At 60.2% G+C, this 14,842-nt stretch carries 14 protein-coding genes; 5 read left to right on the top strand and 9 right to left on the bottom strand.

Annotated features, from left to right (window positions below; all coding sequences use genetic code 11):
• The first annotated feature begins 108 nt into the window (after positions 1-108).
• Positions 109-1,023 (top strand): LysR family transcriptional regulator, encoded by a 915-nt coding sequence (locus ACSFE6_RS18710; RefSeq protein WP_435429017.1) that lies wholly within the window; start codon positions 109-111, stop codon positions 1,021-1,023.
• 104 nt (positions 1,024-1,127) lie between these two features.
• Here ACSFE6_RS18710 and argE read toward each other — a convergent pair whose 3' ends face one another.
• The 6 genes from argE to hrpB form a co-directional block, all read right to left on the bottom strand.
• The gene (gene argE, locus ACSFE6_RS18715; RefSeq protein WP_435429018.1) at positions 1,128-2,315 is read right to left on the bottom strand and encodes an acetylornithine deacetylase; all 1,188 of its coding nucleotides are present in this window, start codon (positions 2,313-2,315) and stop codon (positions 1,128-1,130) included.
• Complete coding sequence (locus ACSFE6_RS18720) at positions 2,308-2,985, bottom strand: DUF1028 domain-containing protein (protein ID WP_435429019.1); 678 nt, start codon at positions 2,983-2,985, stop codon at positions 2,308-2,310. The genes argE and ACSFE6_RS18720 overlap by 8 nt, the downstream gene beginning before the upstream one ends.
• Before the next feature lie 187 nt (positions 2,986-3,172).
• The gene (locus tag ACSFE6_RS18725; RefSeq protein WP_435429020.1) at positions 3,173-3,556 is read right to left on the bottom strand and encodes a hypothetical protein; all 384 of its coding nucleotides are present in this window, start codon (positions 3,554-3,556) and stop codon (positions 3,173-3,175) included.
• Positions 3,553-4,962 carry a PAAR domain-containing protein gene (locus tag ACSFE6_RS18730; RefSeq protein ID WP_435429021.1) on the bottom strand — a complete coding sequence of 470 codons (1,410 nt, stop codon included), beginning with the start codon at positions 4,960-4,962 and terminating at the stop codon, positions 3,553-3,555. Before ACSFE6_RS18730 ends, ACSFE6_RS18725 begins: the two co-directional genes overlap by 4 nt.
• 305 nt (positions 4,963-5,267) lie before the next feature.
• Positions 5,268-5,627 carry a DUF6124 family protein gene (locus tag ACSFE6_RS18735; protein ID WP_435429022.1) on the bottom strand — a complete coding sequence of 120 codons (360 nt, stop codon included), beginning with the start codon at positions 5,625-5,627 and terminating at the stop codon, positions 5,268-5,270.
• A 469-nt stretch (positions 5,628-6,096) separates the two neighbouring features.
• On the bottom strand, positions 6,097-8,613 hold the full coding sequence (gene hrpB, locus ACSFE6_RS18740; RefSeq protein WP_435429023.1) for an ATP-dependent helicase HrpB: 2,517 nt from the start codon (positions 8,611-8,613) through the stop codon (positions 6,097-6,099).
• Positions 8,614-8,723: 110 nt separating this feature from the next.
• On the opposite strand from hrpB, the gene ACSFE6_RS18745 reads away from it, so the two are divergent.
• Positions 8,724-9,143, top strand: coding sequence for a polyribonucleotide nucleotidyltransferase (locus tag ACSFE6_RS18745; RefSeq protein ID WP_435429024.1), 420 nt, complete (start codon positions 8,724-8,726; stop codon positions 9,141-9,143).
• A gap of 29 nt (positions 9,144-9,172) precedes the next feature.
• Positions 9,173-10,081 carry a cation diffusion facilitator family transporter gene (locus ACSFE6_RS18750; RefSeq protein ID WP_435429025.1) on the top strand — a complete coding sequence of 303 codons (909 nt, stop codon included), beginning with the start codon at positions 9,173-9,175 and terminating at the stop codon, positions 10,079-10,081.
• Here the strand turns inward: ACSFE6_RS18750 and ACSFE6_RS18755 are convergent.
• Positions 10,063-11,037, bottom strand: coding sequence for a DUF6515 family protein (locus tag ACSFE6_RS18755; protein WP_435429026.1), 975 nt, complete (start codon positions 11,035-11,037; stop codon positions 10,063-10,065). The two genes, ACSFE6_RS18750 and ACSFE6_RS18755, sit on opposite strands and share 19 nt — an antisense overlap.
• 569 nt (positions 11,038-11,606) lie before the next feature.
• Between ACSFE6_RS18755 and ACSFE6_RS18760 the strand changes: the two genes are divergently transcribed.
• Both ACSFE6_RS18760 and ACSFE6_RS18765 read left to right on the top strand, forming a co-directional pair.
• Entirely contained in the window at positions 11,607-12,086 is a 480-nt protein-coding gene (locus tag ACSFE6_RS18760) for an Lrp/AsnC family transcriptional regulator (protein WP_007937367.1), read from the top strand.
• 198 nt (positions 12,087-12,284) lie between these two features.
• A complete protein-coding gene (locus ACSFE6_RS18765; RefSeq protein WP_046815823.1) occupies positions 12,285-12,494 on the top strand; it encodes a DUF2788 domain-containing protein in 210 nt (69 codons plus the stop codon).
• On the opposite strand, the gene ACSFE6_RS18770 is transcribed toward ACSFE6_RS18765, so the two are convergent.
• Entirely contained in the window at positions 12,489-13,130 is a 642-nt protein-coding gene (locus ACSFE6_RS18770; RefSeq protein ID WP_435429027.1) for a pseudouridine synthase, read from the bottom strand. The genes ACSFE6_RS18765 and ACSFE6_RS18770 overlap by 6 nt on opposite strands.
• Before the next feature lie 70 nt (positions 13,131-13,200).
• Positions 13,201-14,700, bottom strand: coding sequence for an AMP nucleosidase (gene amn, locus ACSFE6_RS18775; RefSeq protein ID WP_435429028.1), 1,500 nt, complete (start codon positions 14,698-14,700; stop codon positions 13,201-13,203).
• Positions 14,701-14,842: the final 142 nt, after the last annotated feature.

Consider the following 14,842-nt stretch of genomic DNA (forward strand, 5'->3'; position numbering starts at 1 on the left):
CAAGTGCCTGACCAGCCAACCAGCGTCATAAGGTAAGGTTCGGTCAAGCATTCATGCGACAAGGGCCATCCAGGCTCTCACCGCAAACAAGAGCAAAAAGAGGTGCGTGTGGCTTCCTATACCTTGCGGCAACTCAAGTACTTCGTCACCACGGTGGAAGCCGGCAGCGTGGCAGAAGCGTCAAGACAGCTCTATATCGCGCAACCCTCGGTGTCCACGGCGATCAAGAGCCTGGAGGAGTCGTTCAACGTCCAGCTGTTCATCCGACACCATGCCCAGGGCGTGTCCCTGACACCCACCGGCACGCGCTTCTACCACAAGGCGCAAGAACTGCTGCGCATGGCCCGGGAGTTCGAACAGAATGCACTGGCGGATAACGACACAGTGTCCGGGCAAATCGACATCGGCTGCTTCGAGACGGTCGCCCCGCTGTATTTGCCACGGCTGATCGCCGACTTCCGCAAGCTGTATCCAGGCGTCGACATCCGCATTCGCGACGGCGAGCAACAGGATCTGGTCCAGGGCTTGACCGCCGGCACCTTCGACGTGGCCTTCCTCTACGATCACGGGCTGGACAGCACCATCGAAACCACGCCACTGATGCCACCGCAAAAGCCCTACGTCCTGCTGCCTGAAGGGCACCGTTTTGCGGACCAGAAAGAGGTGTCGCTGAGGGACTTGTGCGGGGAGCCGATGATTCTGCTCGATGTGCAACCGAGCCGGACCTACTTCGTCAGCCTGTTCCACGAACTGGAACTGACGCCAAACATCGTGTTCAGTTCGCCTTCGATCGAGATGGTGCGCGGCATGGTCGGCCAGGGGTTCGGTTTCTCGATCCTGGTGACCCGCCCGCACTCGGAATGCACTTACGATGGGAAAAAGGTGGTCACTGTCGATATCAAGGAACCGGTCTCAACCTCCGGCCTGGCATCCGCCCGCCTCAAACGCAACCAACTGACCAAACCTGCGCAGCTGTTCGTGGACTTTTGCCGCGAACAACTGAGCCAGAAGGTTTCGAATTGAAATCAATACTGTAGGAGCGAGCTTGCTCGCGATGGTCGTTAACGATAACGCTTGCTTACTGGTTTAACGCGGCGCGTTCGAATCCATCGCGAGCATGCTCGCTCCTACAACGATTCCGGGGCCGGATGTGCCGCATCGGAGCACAGGTAACCGGCCAATCGAATCAACATCGCATCGCAACCACTCAATTGCTCCAGCGCAATGAACTCGTCAGGCTTGTGCCCTTGATCCATGCTGCCCGGGCCGCAGACCACCGTGGGGATGCCAGCCTGATCGAACAAACCGCCCTCGGTGCCAAAGGCCACCGTTCCAAACACCGAAGAGTTGCTCAAGTGCGCCAGCAGCCGCGCCGCTTCACTTTCGGGCGAAGTCGCCAAACCGGGGTAGGCACTCAGCGGCCGCAGTTTAATATCGGTGTCCGCCTGTACCGCCCGCATCCTGGGCAACAGCTGTTCCTCGGCGTACATCTGCAACTGATTGGCAACTTCCTGAGCATCGAAGTCCGGCAGCGCCCTCACCTCGAAATCGAACTCACATTCGGCTGGCACTATATTCAGCGCCCGACCGCCTTTGATCACACCGGTTTGCACCGTTGAATACGGCGGATCAAAACGCTCGTCGTGATGATCAGGATGCGAAAGTCCGGCACCGATGGTGCTCAGTTTCCCAATCAGCTGCGCGGCATATTCGATCGCGTTGACCCCGTAAGGCGCATACGCCGAATGACACGCGGCACCGCGCACTTCGCAGCGCATTGCCAGCTTGCCCTTGTGGCCCAGCACAGGTTTGAGTTCGGTCGGTTCGCCAATCAAACACAGCTTGGGCTTGTGCGGCCGTCTCTCCAGTTCGGCAAGCATCGGCCTGACACCCAGACACCCCACTTCTTCATCGTAGGAAAACGCCAGGTGCACCGGAGCATTAAGGGGACGCCGCACAAAGATGGGAACCGCAGCCAGCACCGAGGCAATGAAGCCTTTCATGTCCGCCGTACCACGACCGTACAGACGCCCGTCCTTTTCCGTCAGGCGGAACGGATCGACCGTCCAGGCCTGCCCCTCGACCGGCACCACATCGGTGTGACCGGAGAGCACCACTCCGCCTGACTTGAGCGGGCCAATGGTGGCGAACAGATTGGCCTTGGTGCCTTCATCGTTGTAGAAGAGTTCACTTTCCACACCATGCCCGGCCAGATACGCCTCGATGAAGCGAATCAATTCCAGATTGGAATCCCGGCTGACGGTGGCGAAGCCCACCAGACGCTCCAGAAGGTCGCGGCTGGAGGCATTACTCATCCCCCGGCACTCCGTAACTTGGCGCAGCCGTCGGGTTGAGTGCACGGGTCAGGTAGTCCTGCATTTGCGGTCGATACGCCTGCCAGAGACCATCAAGCTGCCCGATGGGATCTTCATCCGCCCAGTCGACCCGCAAGTCGATAATCGGCCACGTGTAGTCGCCCACCACTTTCAACGCCGCGGAGTGAACCGGCCCCGCCTCACCACCGGCGGCCATGGCAGCGTGCATGGCCGCCAACAACCGATCGGCCAACTGACCCGGCTCGACCTCGAACGCCTCGACCATGGCCTCGATCACCCGCACATCGCTGAGCAGATTGCCCGCCGCCGCACAGTGTTCGCCCTTGACCGCGTTGTGCACGCCCAGCGATTCCTTGCCGCTGAAACAGGCGATACGCCCTGACGCATCAATCACCGTGACCTGCCGGTACTGACTCCAGCCATTGGACGTCAGCGCCTTGTCCAGCGCCGCGTCAGCATCCAGATGCTGATGCTCCAGCAGATCCAGAATCTGCGGCCCCAAGGCCGGCAACGTAATGTTCTGCGTCGAAACCGCCCCAACCCCCGCCCGCGCCCAAGGGCAACGCGCGCCTACCGCAATGCTTGAAGAGCTGATGGCAATACCGAGCTGCCCGGTTTCAGGGCAGCGCCCGATAATTGAGAACGTCATGGCTCACTCCCTAGGTTTGCTGTGCCTGCGTGAGTGCATTCTGTTCATGCACGGGAAAGGGAGAAAGCAGGTTTTTTGTGGTTTTGGGGTAGGAAAAAACTGGGGTGCGTTGATGGGTAAATCAAAACGGGCGCCTTGATGGCGCCCGTTTTTTTTATGCACTGCTAGGTTGCCCAAATAATCATGCCTACTTGCTCAGTACGTAGACAACAAGCATCCAGATCACCGCGCCATACAGCAGCGCTATATCGATAAGCACCAATCGCTTGAGATGCGCAGGAAATTTCTGGATATCGACAGGGTCGATTTCACCGCTACGAATATGTATCGGAGCCCACACCACCATCGCTGCGATGCTATTCATAAGCCAGAATCGTTCAAACCATCCCGGTCTTCGCAAGAACGGCCCCCAGACGTAGAGGTATCGACTATTAGGCAAGGCTTCTATCATCGCATCCAGATAACGCCGGCTCAGATAAAAGGCGAATCCGAGACTGAAAATAGCCATGACGAATGGGCTACCTAAAAACAAAATAGCAAGCCAGTGAGAACCAAAGTACTCAACCATCATTGCAGTGTTGTTTCGTACAACAGTTCACCAATTCTCTCACCGCGGTCGCCCCCGACTGTCGCACCTGTCCATGCACCACCCCCTGTCCCGATCAGAACACAGATAACCCCGCCAACTGGCGTAAGCTTAAGTGCCATGCAAGCTGATTTGCTGACAGTTTGTCCAAAATATGCACCCAAAGAGCCGCCCACGGTCGACCCGACAAACTTCCCACCCTCGGTAAACCAGATCTTTTCGCAAGCCTCCTGCGACCCACCATTACAAACCTCCTGAATAGCTAGCAACGAAGAAACCGCACCCAGCCCGATCCCGATGTAACCACCGGTCTGCATGTATTTGGCCGCGCGGCTGGTGGCGTCCACGTGCGTCGCATAACCCGGTATCTGCCCCGGCCCACCGGCCTTATCCCAGCGATGCACCAGGCTGCGGCTCGAAATGCCCAGCGCAGTTTTAAGCTTCGGGTGATCGCCAAGGGTTGTGTGACTGCGCAGACGGGTAGAGTTCAGCAGTTGGGCATCGAGCTGGCTCAGCAGATGTTTGCGGTCCTGGAGGAACTGAGGTGACCTCAGATGACCGTGTTGGCGATAGCTGTCCTGGTGAAGGCGTTCCATGGCGAGCAGCGTGTCGCGCATTCGGTTCACATGTTGTTCCATCATCGCCGCGCTGACGCCAAGCCAGGTTGAGGTTTGCCCGGTAAAGCTGGCGATTTCAGCCGCGTTGCGGTGCATGAACTCAGCCTCGTCCGGCGTCAACGGATCAAGGGCTGCCTTGACCTGCTGCGCAGCCTGCATCAGTTGGGCTTCCTGACAAGTGCAGGAAGTGTTGTTCGGATCGCTCAGCACGATCAGCGAACCGGCCTTGATATCGCCTTGCTCAGGATTTAGCGCTCGAAACTTGCGCATCACGGCGGCATCGGGCGTGGCGAAAAGCGTTGCCTCCAAGGTTTCGCGGGTCATGCTTTTGGGCACCACGTAGAAGCCCGGCTCCTGAGATTCTGGGCGGGCAAAAATCGCAGGTGCTGGAGTGTTCGAAGGGGCGAAACCGGAGTGACGCGGCGCGGCCGGTTGACTGGTCGCAGCATTGGAAACGGATTGCTCGGCGCCTCTAACCATTTGCGGTGCGGAGTTATCGCTTTGATAGGTGGCCTCAAACACCGAGGGGATCAATCGGGCTTTACAGGGACAATCACTATAGCTATCCAGCGTGCCTGCTAAGGCCGCGCCATGACTGATCATGTACGAGATGCCACCGACGATCTTGTAAGTCTTGCCGTCCTTGCCACAGGTGACCCGATCACCTTCACGGGCATGGAGAATGCCAAACATGATGATGCCGTCATGACCATCCAGGACCTCGCCGCCACAGGTGGTCTTGTCATGCAGGCCAATGAAATGTCCTTCGTTCATTGATGTTCTTCCTCCTTGTCGGTATTGAGTTGCGTCCACCGTTCACGTCGGCAATAGCGTTGCGCCGGATGAATATCGGGGCGACAAGGAATAGAACGTCCGGGCGCTTTAAGGGGCAATACCCATGGCGCGCCCCTCAAGAGCGATTAGGAAAATTCTGCAAATACACGAACCCAATTCCTACAGCAGCCTGGCCGGTCAGCTGAAATACCCAACAAACGCCGCTCTTTGCCTGCTGCTTTCAGGAATGCAAAGGGGACATCCCTTGGCAATATCAAACCAGGCCAATGGATGTCCCCATTTTCCTACTCCGCCGGATCAATCTGATCCAGCACCCGGTTCGCCGTGATCTCCGCCAGCATCACGCTGTTGGAAATGCCCAGCAGTGCATGGCGATCGCCACCGTCCAGATGATCCACCAACTGATGGACCATCACATCGACCGAGGCCAGGGTTTCGACCAGGTACACCATCAGCGTTTCGGTGGTGGTTTCCGGGTTCACGGTAAACAGTGTGCTGGGTTTACGCGGCGTGGCCTTGATGTCGGCTGTCGAAGGGAAGTGGAAGTCGAGGGCGCGTTCAGCGGCTTCGTTGAGTTTGTTTGAATCGGGTTCGTATGGGGAGGCTGGATCGATGTCCGGGGGGTTGGGTGAATGCTTTTTCATATCATGAGTTTCCTTAATGGTTGCCAACCTTCCCGCTGCTAAACGGAGAGGGGTGGCAGCTGCACGCAGGTTAGCAGACCGGCAAACTCAGAAATCCGGCGCGCCCGAGGGCGCCCCACGTACAGCTACCATCAAGTACAGGCAATAAAAAACCTGCATGACTGATGCACGCACAACCAAGTTTGTCGCCGAGCTGCTAAACCCGATCACTGATGGGCAGTGACGCGAATCAAGTTACCCAGCGGCCCAGAGGCGCACAAGCCGGCGGATTCTGGCGTAACGGTAGGCAACGGCGCAAGGAATTGTGGCTTTCAGGAAGTAATGTTGAGGCCGCTTAAACACGCGCTACAAAGACGCCTGTAGGAGCGAGCTCGCTCGCGATGGTCGTGAACGATAACGCGTGAAACCAGATGCCCAGTGGCGTCCTTTGGTTTTTCGCGAGCGAGCTCGCTCCTACAGGGTTTGGGGTTTATTTGCGCGGTTTGATGCGGGCAGTGGCTTCAGCCACCAACGGATCATCCGGCCAATAATGCTTCGGATACCGCCCCTTCAAATCCTTCTTCACCTCGGCATAAGTACTGCGCCAAAAGTTCACCAGATCCTGGGTCACCTGCACCGGTCGCCGTGCCGGGGACAGCAGGTGCAGTTTGACCACTTGCCGGCCTCCAGCAATGCGCGGGGTGTCGGACAGGCCAAACAGCTCCTGCAAACGCACCGCCAGAATCGGCGGTTGCTCGCTGTAATCCAGACGAATCGATGACCCCGAAGGCACGCTCAAGTGATGCGGCGCCAGCTCGTCGAGCCGTTGCGGCAGCGGCCATGGCAGCAGGTTGTGGACGATGCTCGACAAGTCCAGATTGGCGAAATGACTGAGCCGCGAGACTTTGCCCAGGTACGGCATCAGCCAGTGTTCGAGGCTTTTCAACAAGGCGGCGTCGCTGACGTCTGGCCATTCGCTGTCGCCTTTACCCGCCAGATCCAGCTGGCGAAGCAACGCCACCCGCGCCTGCCATTGACGCAGCTCGGGCGTCCACGGCAACAACTCCAGCCCCTTGCGCCGCACCAGATTGACCAGTGCCTGACTGCGAGCGGTTTCGTCGAGACCGGTCAGCGGTTCACGGCTGAGGATCAGTTCGCCGACCTTGCGTTGGCGCTCGGCGCGCAGCACGCCTTCGCGCTCATCCCAATCCAGTTGATCGACACAACGCACTTGCTCGGCGAGCACCGAGTCGAACAGCGCCGGATCGAAATCCGTCGCCAGGTAAATCCGTTCCTCTCGCTGGCCCTGACGACTGCCAAGATCGGCAATCACCAACCACGGCTGTTTCATCAGGCTGTCGGCCTCGGCGAACAACGCGGCGCGGCCGTTGGCCAGGCGATACTCAGCGCCCCCAGCACGGCGCTGTTGGGCGACGCGATCGGGATAGGCCAGCGCCAGCAGTGCGCCGAGCCAACGCGGATGATCAGGATCGCCGACCGGTTCCGAGGCTTTGCCACGCAGATAACCGCGATACTGCCGCGCCAGTTGCCGGGCCCGTTGCACCCCGCCCTGGGCGCCGCGAGCGGCCCGCTCTTCCCCGGATAACAACACCAGTCGGCTGTGCAAGTCGGCGCCGGCACCGCGCAGGATATCGCGCTCGCCGAGCAGCGCCGCGACATCGCACGCCATGTCCGCCAGCCCCAGCGCCTGACCACGCAACAGCAAATGGGCGATGCGCGGATGCGCTGGCAATTCGGCCATGGCTTGGCCGTGGCGGGTCAATGTCTCGCCGTCCAATGCGCCCAAGCGCTCAAGCAGATCCTGAGCCTGGGAGTACGCCGCAGCCGGTGGCACATCGAGCCAGACCAGTTGCCCTGGAGCCACGCCCCAACGACCCAGTTGCAAGGCCAGCCCGGCGAGATCGGCCGAGAGTATTTCCGCACTGCCGTAGGCTGCCAATTGCTCATGCTGATCCTGCGACCACAGGCGATAACACACGCCTGGCTCCAAACGCCCGGCCCGGCCCGCGCGCTGGGTGGCGCTGGCCTTGGAAATGCGTTGCGTATCCAGACGGGTCATGCCGCTGCCAGGATCGAAGCGCGGCACCCGCGCCAGCCCGGCATCGATCACCACCCGCACGCCGTTGATGGTCAGGCTGGTCTCTGCAATGTTGGTGGCCAGCACCACTTTGCGCTTGCCCTCTGGCGCCGGATCGATCGCCGCACGCTGCGCGGCCAAGTCCAGCTCACCGTGCAGCGGGCAGAGCAAAATCTGCGTGTTATCACCCAACGCATCCGCCAGCTGTTGATGGACACGACGAATTTCCGCCTGCCCCGGCAGGAACACCAACACGCTGCCGGTTTCATCGTTCAGCGCTTCTAGAACGGTCTGCACCAGTCGCGGCTCGATGAACTCACCGGCCTGGAACGGTCGGCCCCAGCGCATGGCCACCGGGAACATGCGGCCTTCGCTGCGCAGGATTGGCGCATCGTCGAGCAAACCGGCCAGGCGCTCGCCTTCCAGGGTGGCGGACATCAACAGGATTTTCAGTGGCTGATCGTCACGGAACAGCTCCCGGCCGTTGAGGCTCAGGGCCAAGGCCAGATCGGCATCGAGGCTGCGTTCGTGGAATTCGTCGAAGATCAGCAGGCCCACGCCTTCCAGCGCCGGGTCGTCCTGCAAGCGCCGGGTGAGAATGCCTTCGGTGACCACTTCGATGCGGGTGTTGGGGCCGACCTTGCTGTCCAGGCGAATACGATAACCCACGGTTTCGCCGACCTTCTCCCCCAACTCACTGGCCAGCCGCTCCGCTGCCGCCCGCGCTGCCAGACGGCGCGGTTCGAGCATCAGGATGGTCTGCCCGGCCAGCCATGGCTCATCGAGCAGGGCCAGGGGCACGCGGGTGGTTTTACCGGCGCCGGGCGGTGCTTCGAGCACGGCTTCGTGGCGCGTCGCGAGGGCTTCACGCAGGGCGGGTAAAACTTCATCGATCGGCAAAGAAATCATGCTGGCTCCCAAACAGAGCGGCGAGTATAACGGCGAACTGCGCAGTGTTCGTTGCGGTCTTAATTCGTATCGACGACGCTTCGTTTTGAGATGACCCAAGGAGATTTCATATGCGTGCTCCCTTTCGCCTGATGGGCGGTGTATTGATTGCGACCCTGCTGACCCAGGTCACCGCGTGCGGTTCGATCTTCTACCCCGATCGCCGTGGCCAGATCGACGGCAAGATCGACCCGGCCATCGCCGTGCTCGATGCGGTGGGCCTGCTGTTTTACATCATCCCCGGCCTGATCGCGTTTGGCGTGGACTTCGCCACCGGCGCGATTTACTTCGCGCCGGGCGAGACTGCACAAGTGGCGCCGGAAAAGCTCAAGGAAGCCATCGGCGCCGACGGCAAGGTCGATAACCTCAAGTTGCAGACTATTCTGGAGCGTGAAACGGGCCGCCGCTTGCCCCTGGACGATCCTCGTCTGATCCAGCACAAGGGCAGCACCCAGCAACTGGCCATGTTCGGCCTGCAACCTGCCGCTTAAACGGTGCCTTTCAGGGAACAACCGCTCTTATGACTTCCAGCTCCGAACACGCCCGCCTGCTGCGGCTGGCGACCCGTGCCTCGGTGGCGGTCGCCTGTACGCTGATCATCGCCAAGGCCATCGCTTGGTGGCTGAGCGGCTCGGTGAGCATGCTCGCCGGGTTGACCGACTCGGCTCTCGACGGCGTGACATCGCTACTCAATCTGCTGGCCGTGCATTACGCCCTGCGTCCGGCCGACGATGATCATCGCTATGGCCACGGCAAGGCCGAATCACTGGCCGGCATGGCCCAGGCGCTGTTCATTGGTGGCAGTGCGGTGCTGATTGCGTTGCAGGCGTTCGAGCGGATCAAGCACCCTGAGCCGGTGGGCGCGCCGTGGATCGGCATCGCGGTGATTGTGTTTTCGCTGGTCCTGACCCTGGCGTTGCTGATGTTGCAACATCGCGTGGTCAAGGCCACCGGCTCCAATGCGGTGCGCGCCGACTCCCTGCACTATCGTTCGGACCTGCTGCTCAACGGCAGCATTCTGGTGGCGCTGGTACTGGCCGGGTTTGGCTGGCATCAGGTCGACCCTTGGTTCGGCCTGGGGATTGCCGCCTACATTCTCTGGAGTGCAATCACCATCGCCCGGGAAAGCTTTGCGGTGTTGATGGACGAAGAACTGCCGCCGGAGGTCAGCCAGCACATGCTCGAACTGGCTTGCAGCGTGCCCGGTGTGTTGGGCGCGCACGACCTGCGCACGCGGATTTCCGGTAATCAATGGTTCGTGCAACTGCACCTGGAACTGCCCGGCGAGCTGACCTTGTCAGTCGCCCACGGCATCAGCGACCAGGCCGCCGATGCGATTCACGCCGCCTATCCGCGAGCCGAAGTGCTGGTGCACGCCGACCCGCAGGAAGTGGTGAAAGCCGCCAAGGCTCAGAACGTCACACGATAACCGCGGGTGCTCAGGCAGTTACCCTGGGCCTGACGGTAGGTTTGCACCACCCTCGGGTCGGGTTGATAGGTGTCCACCCGCGGGTCGAAACCACTCTGTTCGACTGCCCAGCGATAGCAATCGTAGCCGTCCTGATTGACCTGTTCCGGCGTCTGGCCGTTGGCCGGATAAGCCTCCACGTCGATACCGTTAGCGCTCGCCAGTGGCTGACCGGGCGGTTCGACCACCATGTAATCCTGAGTACTTTCCTGATAGGCGTAATAGGAGCCCGCCGCCAGGAACAACACCGAACCGCCGATCAAGACTTCTTGGGCGTAATCGGGCAGGTATTGGATGCGGATCCCGCGCGGTGGCTGCACCACGACATAACGCTGACCCTGGGGGCGATACCAGTAGCCACCGGAGTAGAAATAATCACGACCACCATAGGGCACGCGGTAGTCGCGATCCGGGAAGCGATCGATCACATACCCGGGCTGATACCTCGGACCGGGACCCCAGCCATTGCCGTGACCACTGGGGCGACCTTGCCAATGATTGTCGTTGGAGGGCGCGCCGATATAGCCACCCCACTGCTGGTTGGGGTAATTGCGCTGTGGCTGGTCCTGATAGTAGCCACGCCGTGGCGGTTGAGTCTGTTGCACCGCATCGGGACGTGGCTGGATCGGCAGGTCATTGGCCGGTAATTGTGGCGGTGGCGGCGGCGATCGCACCGGGTTGTTGAAGTCGGGCTGTGGACGGTTCTGCCATTGGCCGTTGTTCTGATTTTGGCCGTTGTGCTCGAACTGGCGGCTATTATCGCCGCGAATGACGTCGTTGTTCTGCTGGCGCGGCTGGTTGTTGCCCTGATGACCGCCATCGGGACCACGATTCTGCGGCTCATCGGCTTGCGATTGAGCAGTGGCACAAATACACAACAATCCAACACCGGCCAAACGCCAGATGCGCGACTTCATGCTATTCCTCATTGCGGGTAATGGCTGTCGGGATAAGGATTCTGTAGGAGCGAGCTTGCTCGCGATGGACTCAAGGGCGACGCGTTTAACCAGAAAACTCGCGTCATCGTTAACGTCCATCGCGAGCGAGCTCGCTCCTACAGTGAAGCGAACCGCGTTTGTACTTAAGACTGGAAATGCCTGGGCCGGTTCTGCAACAGGTTATCAGTCGCGCAACTTATTTATTGAGGCCAGGAGGTAAATTCCAGGCAAAGAAAAGGGGAGACCCGTCGGCCTCCCCTTAGTGAACTTCGTCCGTGCTCGACGCTTTTGACGTCGGCTCACCTCACGCCGTCTTCTGGACAGTGTGTAGCTCGGGGGCCGGCACATCCCCTGTGGGGGTGGCGACCGCAGCTGGCCTGTTTGGGCGAGCCGCATTGGACTGTTTGTCCGAGCAGTGATTCTGGTGATAAGAATAGGCCGGAGGCGCCGGCAGAGGATTGCGAAGATTGCTCAAATAAACATTGCTTGCGCAATTTTTAACCCTGGATAGATAATCTGTCGCAATAGTTACAACAAGGAGCCGTTTGATGAGCAAACTCGACCGATACGATCTGAGCATTTTGGCTGAATTGCAGCGCGACGCGCGCATCTCCAATCAGGAGCTGGCCGAACGCATCGGCCTATCGCCTTCACCCTGCTCACGTCGGGTCAAGCAGCTGGAAGACGACGGCTACATCTCCCGCCAGGTCGCCCTGCTCGACCGCAAGATGCTGGGGCTGAGCCTGACAGCCTATGTGCTGATCGGCATGGACCGCCACACCCCGGAGCGTTTCGAGAACTTCGAAGCGGCCATTCGCACCTTGCCGCAGGTGCTGGAATGCAGCCTGGTGACCGGGATGGACGCCGACTACCAGCTCAAGGTCGTGGTGCCGGACATGGACCATTACCAGAAACTGCTGCTCGGTCACCTGACGCGGATTGAAGGGGTGACCAGTGTGCGTTCCAGCTTTGTGTTGAACCAGGTACTCAACAGTACCGAACTGCCATTGACTCATCTGCGAAGCTGATGACGCCTTCGCGAGCAGGCTCGCTCCCACAGTGAATCTTCAGTGTATGCAAGATCCTTGTGGGAGCGAGCCTGCTCGCGAAGAGGCCAGGACAGGCGACGAATAGCTGCGACACACCGCCGCAGGCCCGCACTGCACACCACCTCCATGCCTTATACTCCAGCGCCCTTTTAGCCCCGCCCGCGCTGGAGATGTCCAATGGATCCTGCAGTATTCGAAGAGTGGATGATGACTGGTCTTGTCAGCATCCTGATCATTTTCATGGGTTTCATCGTCTGGGATCTGGCGAAGAAGTCCAAGGCCGGCCGCTTTGGTTCCTTCATCCTGTTCTTCGTGCTCGGGCTGGGTGTCGCGGCATTCGTGATCAAAAGCGTGGTGATCGGCCTGATCGAAACCGGCACGTTATAAGCGCGCCGGCACTTCCTTCCACTGGCCTTGATCGAGCCCTTCGATCGTCCAGTCGCCGATCCTGACCCGCACCAGCCGCAACGTCGGCAACCCGACCGCCGCCGTCATGCGCCGTACCTGCCGGTTGCGCCCTTCGCGAATCACCAACTCCAGCCAGCTCGTCGGCACGCTTTTGCGGAAGCGGACCGGTGGATTGCGTGGCCACAGTTCGGGCTCATCCAACTGCCGCGCCTCGGCGGGCAAGGTCATGCCGTCGTTCAACTCCACACCATCGCGCAAACGCTGCAATTGCTCGGCGCTCGGCTCGCCTTCGACCTGTACCCAATAAGTCTTGGCCAGCTTGTGTTTCGGGTCGGCAATGCGCGCCTGAAGCTGGCCGTCGTTGGTCAGCAGCAACAGGCCTTCACTGTCGCGGTCCAGCCGCCCTGCCGGGTAGATGCCAGGGATCTCGATAAAATCCTTGAGCGTCGCCCGCCCTTCGCCGTCGCTGAATTGCGTCAGCACATCGAATGGTTTGTTGAACAGGATCAGCTTCGGCTCGGCCGGTGGCGCTTTGGCGACACGGCGCGGGGCTGAGGACGGTGATGAAGGCTTCGCACCAGGACGGCGGGAAACGGGACGTTGAGGACGGGACATGGGAAAAGGAACATCTAACGGTCAGGGCTGCTAATGCTAGTAGCCCAACCGTTAAATGACCATCGGCAAATCAGCGGAACGGCGGCTCGTCGAAGCTGCGCAGTTTGCGCGAGTGCAGCGAGTTGAGCTCGGTACGCAACAGATCCACCGCCTCCAGGCCGATCTTCAAGTGCTGGCTGACCGCGCGCTCATAGAAGGCGTTGGCCGAACCCGGCAGCTTGATTTCACTGTGCAGCGGTTTGTCCGAGACGCAGAGCAGCGTGCCGTAAGGCACCCGCAGGCGATAACCCTGGGCGGCGATGGTGCCGCTTTCCATGTCCACCGCCACCGCGCGGGACAGGTTGATCAGCGGACGCTCCTGGGCCCAGCGCAGCTCCCAATTGCGGTCGTCGTAGGTCAGCACGGTGCCGGTGCGCAGGCGTTTCTTCAGTTCGTCGCCCTTCTCGCCGGTGATGTTCGCCGCCGCTTGCTGCAAGGCCATCTGCACTTCGGCCAGGGCCGGGATCGGAATGTTCGGCGGCACCACACGATCGAGAATCCCGTCGCGGCGCATGTAAGCGTGCGCCAGGACGTAATCGCCGATGGTCTGCGACTGACGCAAGCCGCCACAGTGACCGATCATCAGCCAGCAATGCGGACGCAGCACCGCCAGGTGGTCGGTGATGTTCTTGGCGTTGGACGGGCCGACACCGATGTTCACCAGCGTCACGCCGTGACCGTCGCTAGCGATCAGGTGATAGGCCGGCATCTGATACCGGTGCCAGACCACGCCGGCGGCAATCGCCGAAGCTTCGCCGTGGTCCATGCTCTTTTCGATGATCACGTTGCCCGGTAACACCATGCGCACGAACCGCGGGTCGCTGCGTAGTTGCTCCAGACCATGGACGATGAACTGGTCGACGTAACGGTGGTAGTTGGTCAGCAGGATCCAGGGCTGCACGTGGCGCCAGTCGCTGCCGGTGTAATGCACCAGACGGCGCAGGGAGAAGTCCACCCGTGCCGCGTCGAACAAGGCCAGGGGCAGCGGATCGGTGTTTTCCCAGTCGTACAGGCCATCGGCAATGCCATCACTGGCCGCGGATAGGTCAGTACTCGGGAACACTCGCGCCAGCACCGCAGCGGTGACGCCTGAGCCGGCCAGTTCATCGCCCTGCTCGACCACGTACGGATAAGGAATGTTCTGCTCACTGATTCCGACTTCCACGGTCACGGTGAAGTCATGCATCAGCGGGACCAACTGCTCCAGCAGGTACTTACGGAACGCGGTGGGATGAGTGACGGTGACCCGGTAAGTGCCCGGCAGCTGGACCTTGGCGTAAGCGCGGGTGGTCTGCGGAACCTCGCCCTGGCAGTGATAGGTCAGGCGCAGTTCGGGATAACGGAACATCGATCGCTGCTCGGCATCGGGCTCGACGCGATCCTTGAGGTAACGCTTGAGCGCCTGACTCAGCGCGGTGGTTGCACGATTGTGCAGATACGCAAGCTGATCCACGGCTTGCTCGGCGGTTTGAACGACAATAAAAGCTTCGGTCACGATCAGCATCCTGTGTTCTGACTTGCAGAGCTTCATCTTGCCTGCATCGTCGCCTCACGGGAACAGTGGCCACTATACAAATACCGTGTTCACCACCGATCAATTGTGGGAGCGAGCCTGCTCGCGAATGCGATGGCACATCCAACATCAATGTGACTGACAGACTGCTTTCGCGAGC

It is taken from the genome of Pseudomonas baetica (assembly GCF_051216495.1).
In the GTDB taxonomy this organism is placed as follows: Bacteria; Pseudomonadota; Gammaproteobacteria; order Pseudomonadales; family Pseudomonadaceae; genus Aquipseudomonas; species Aquipseudomonas baetica_B.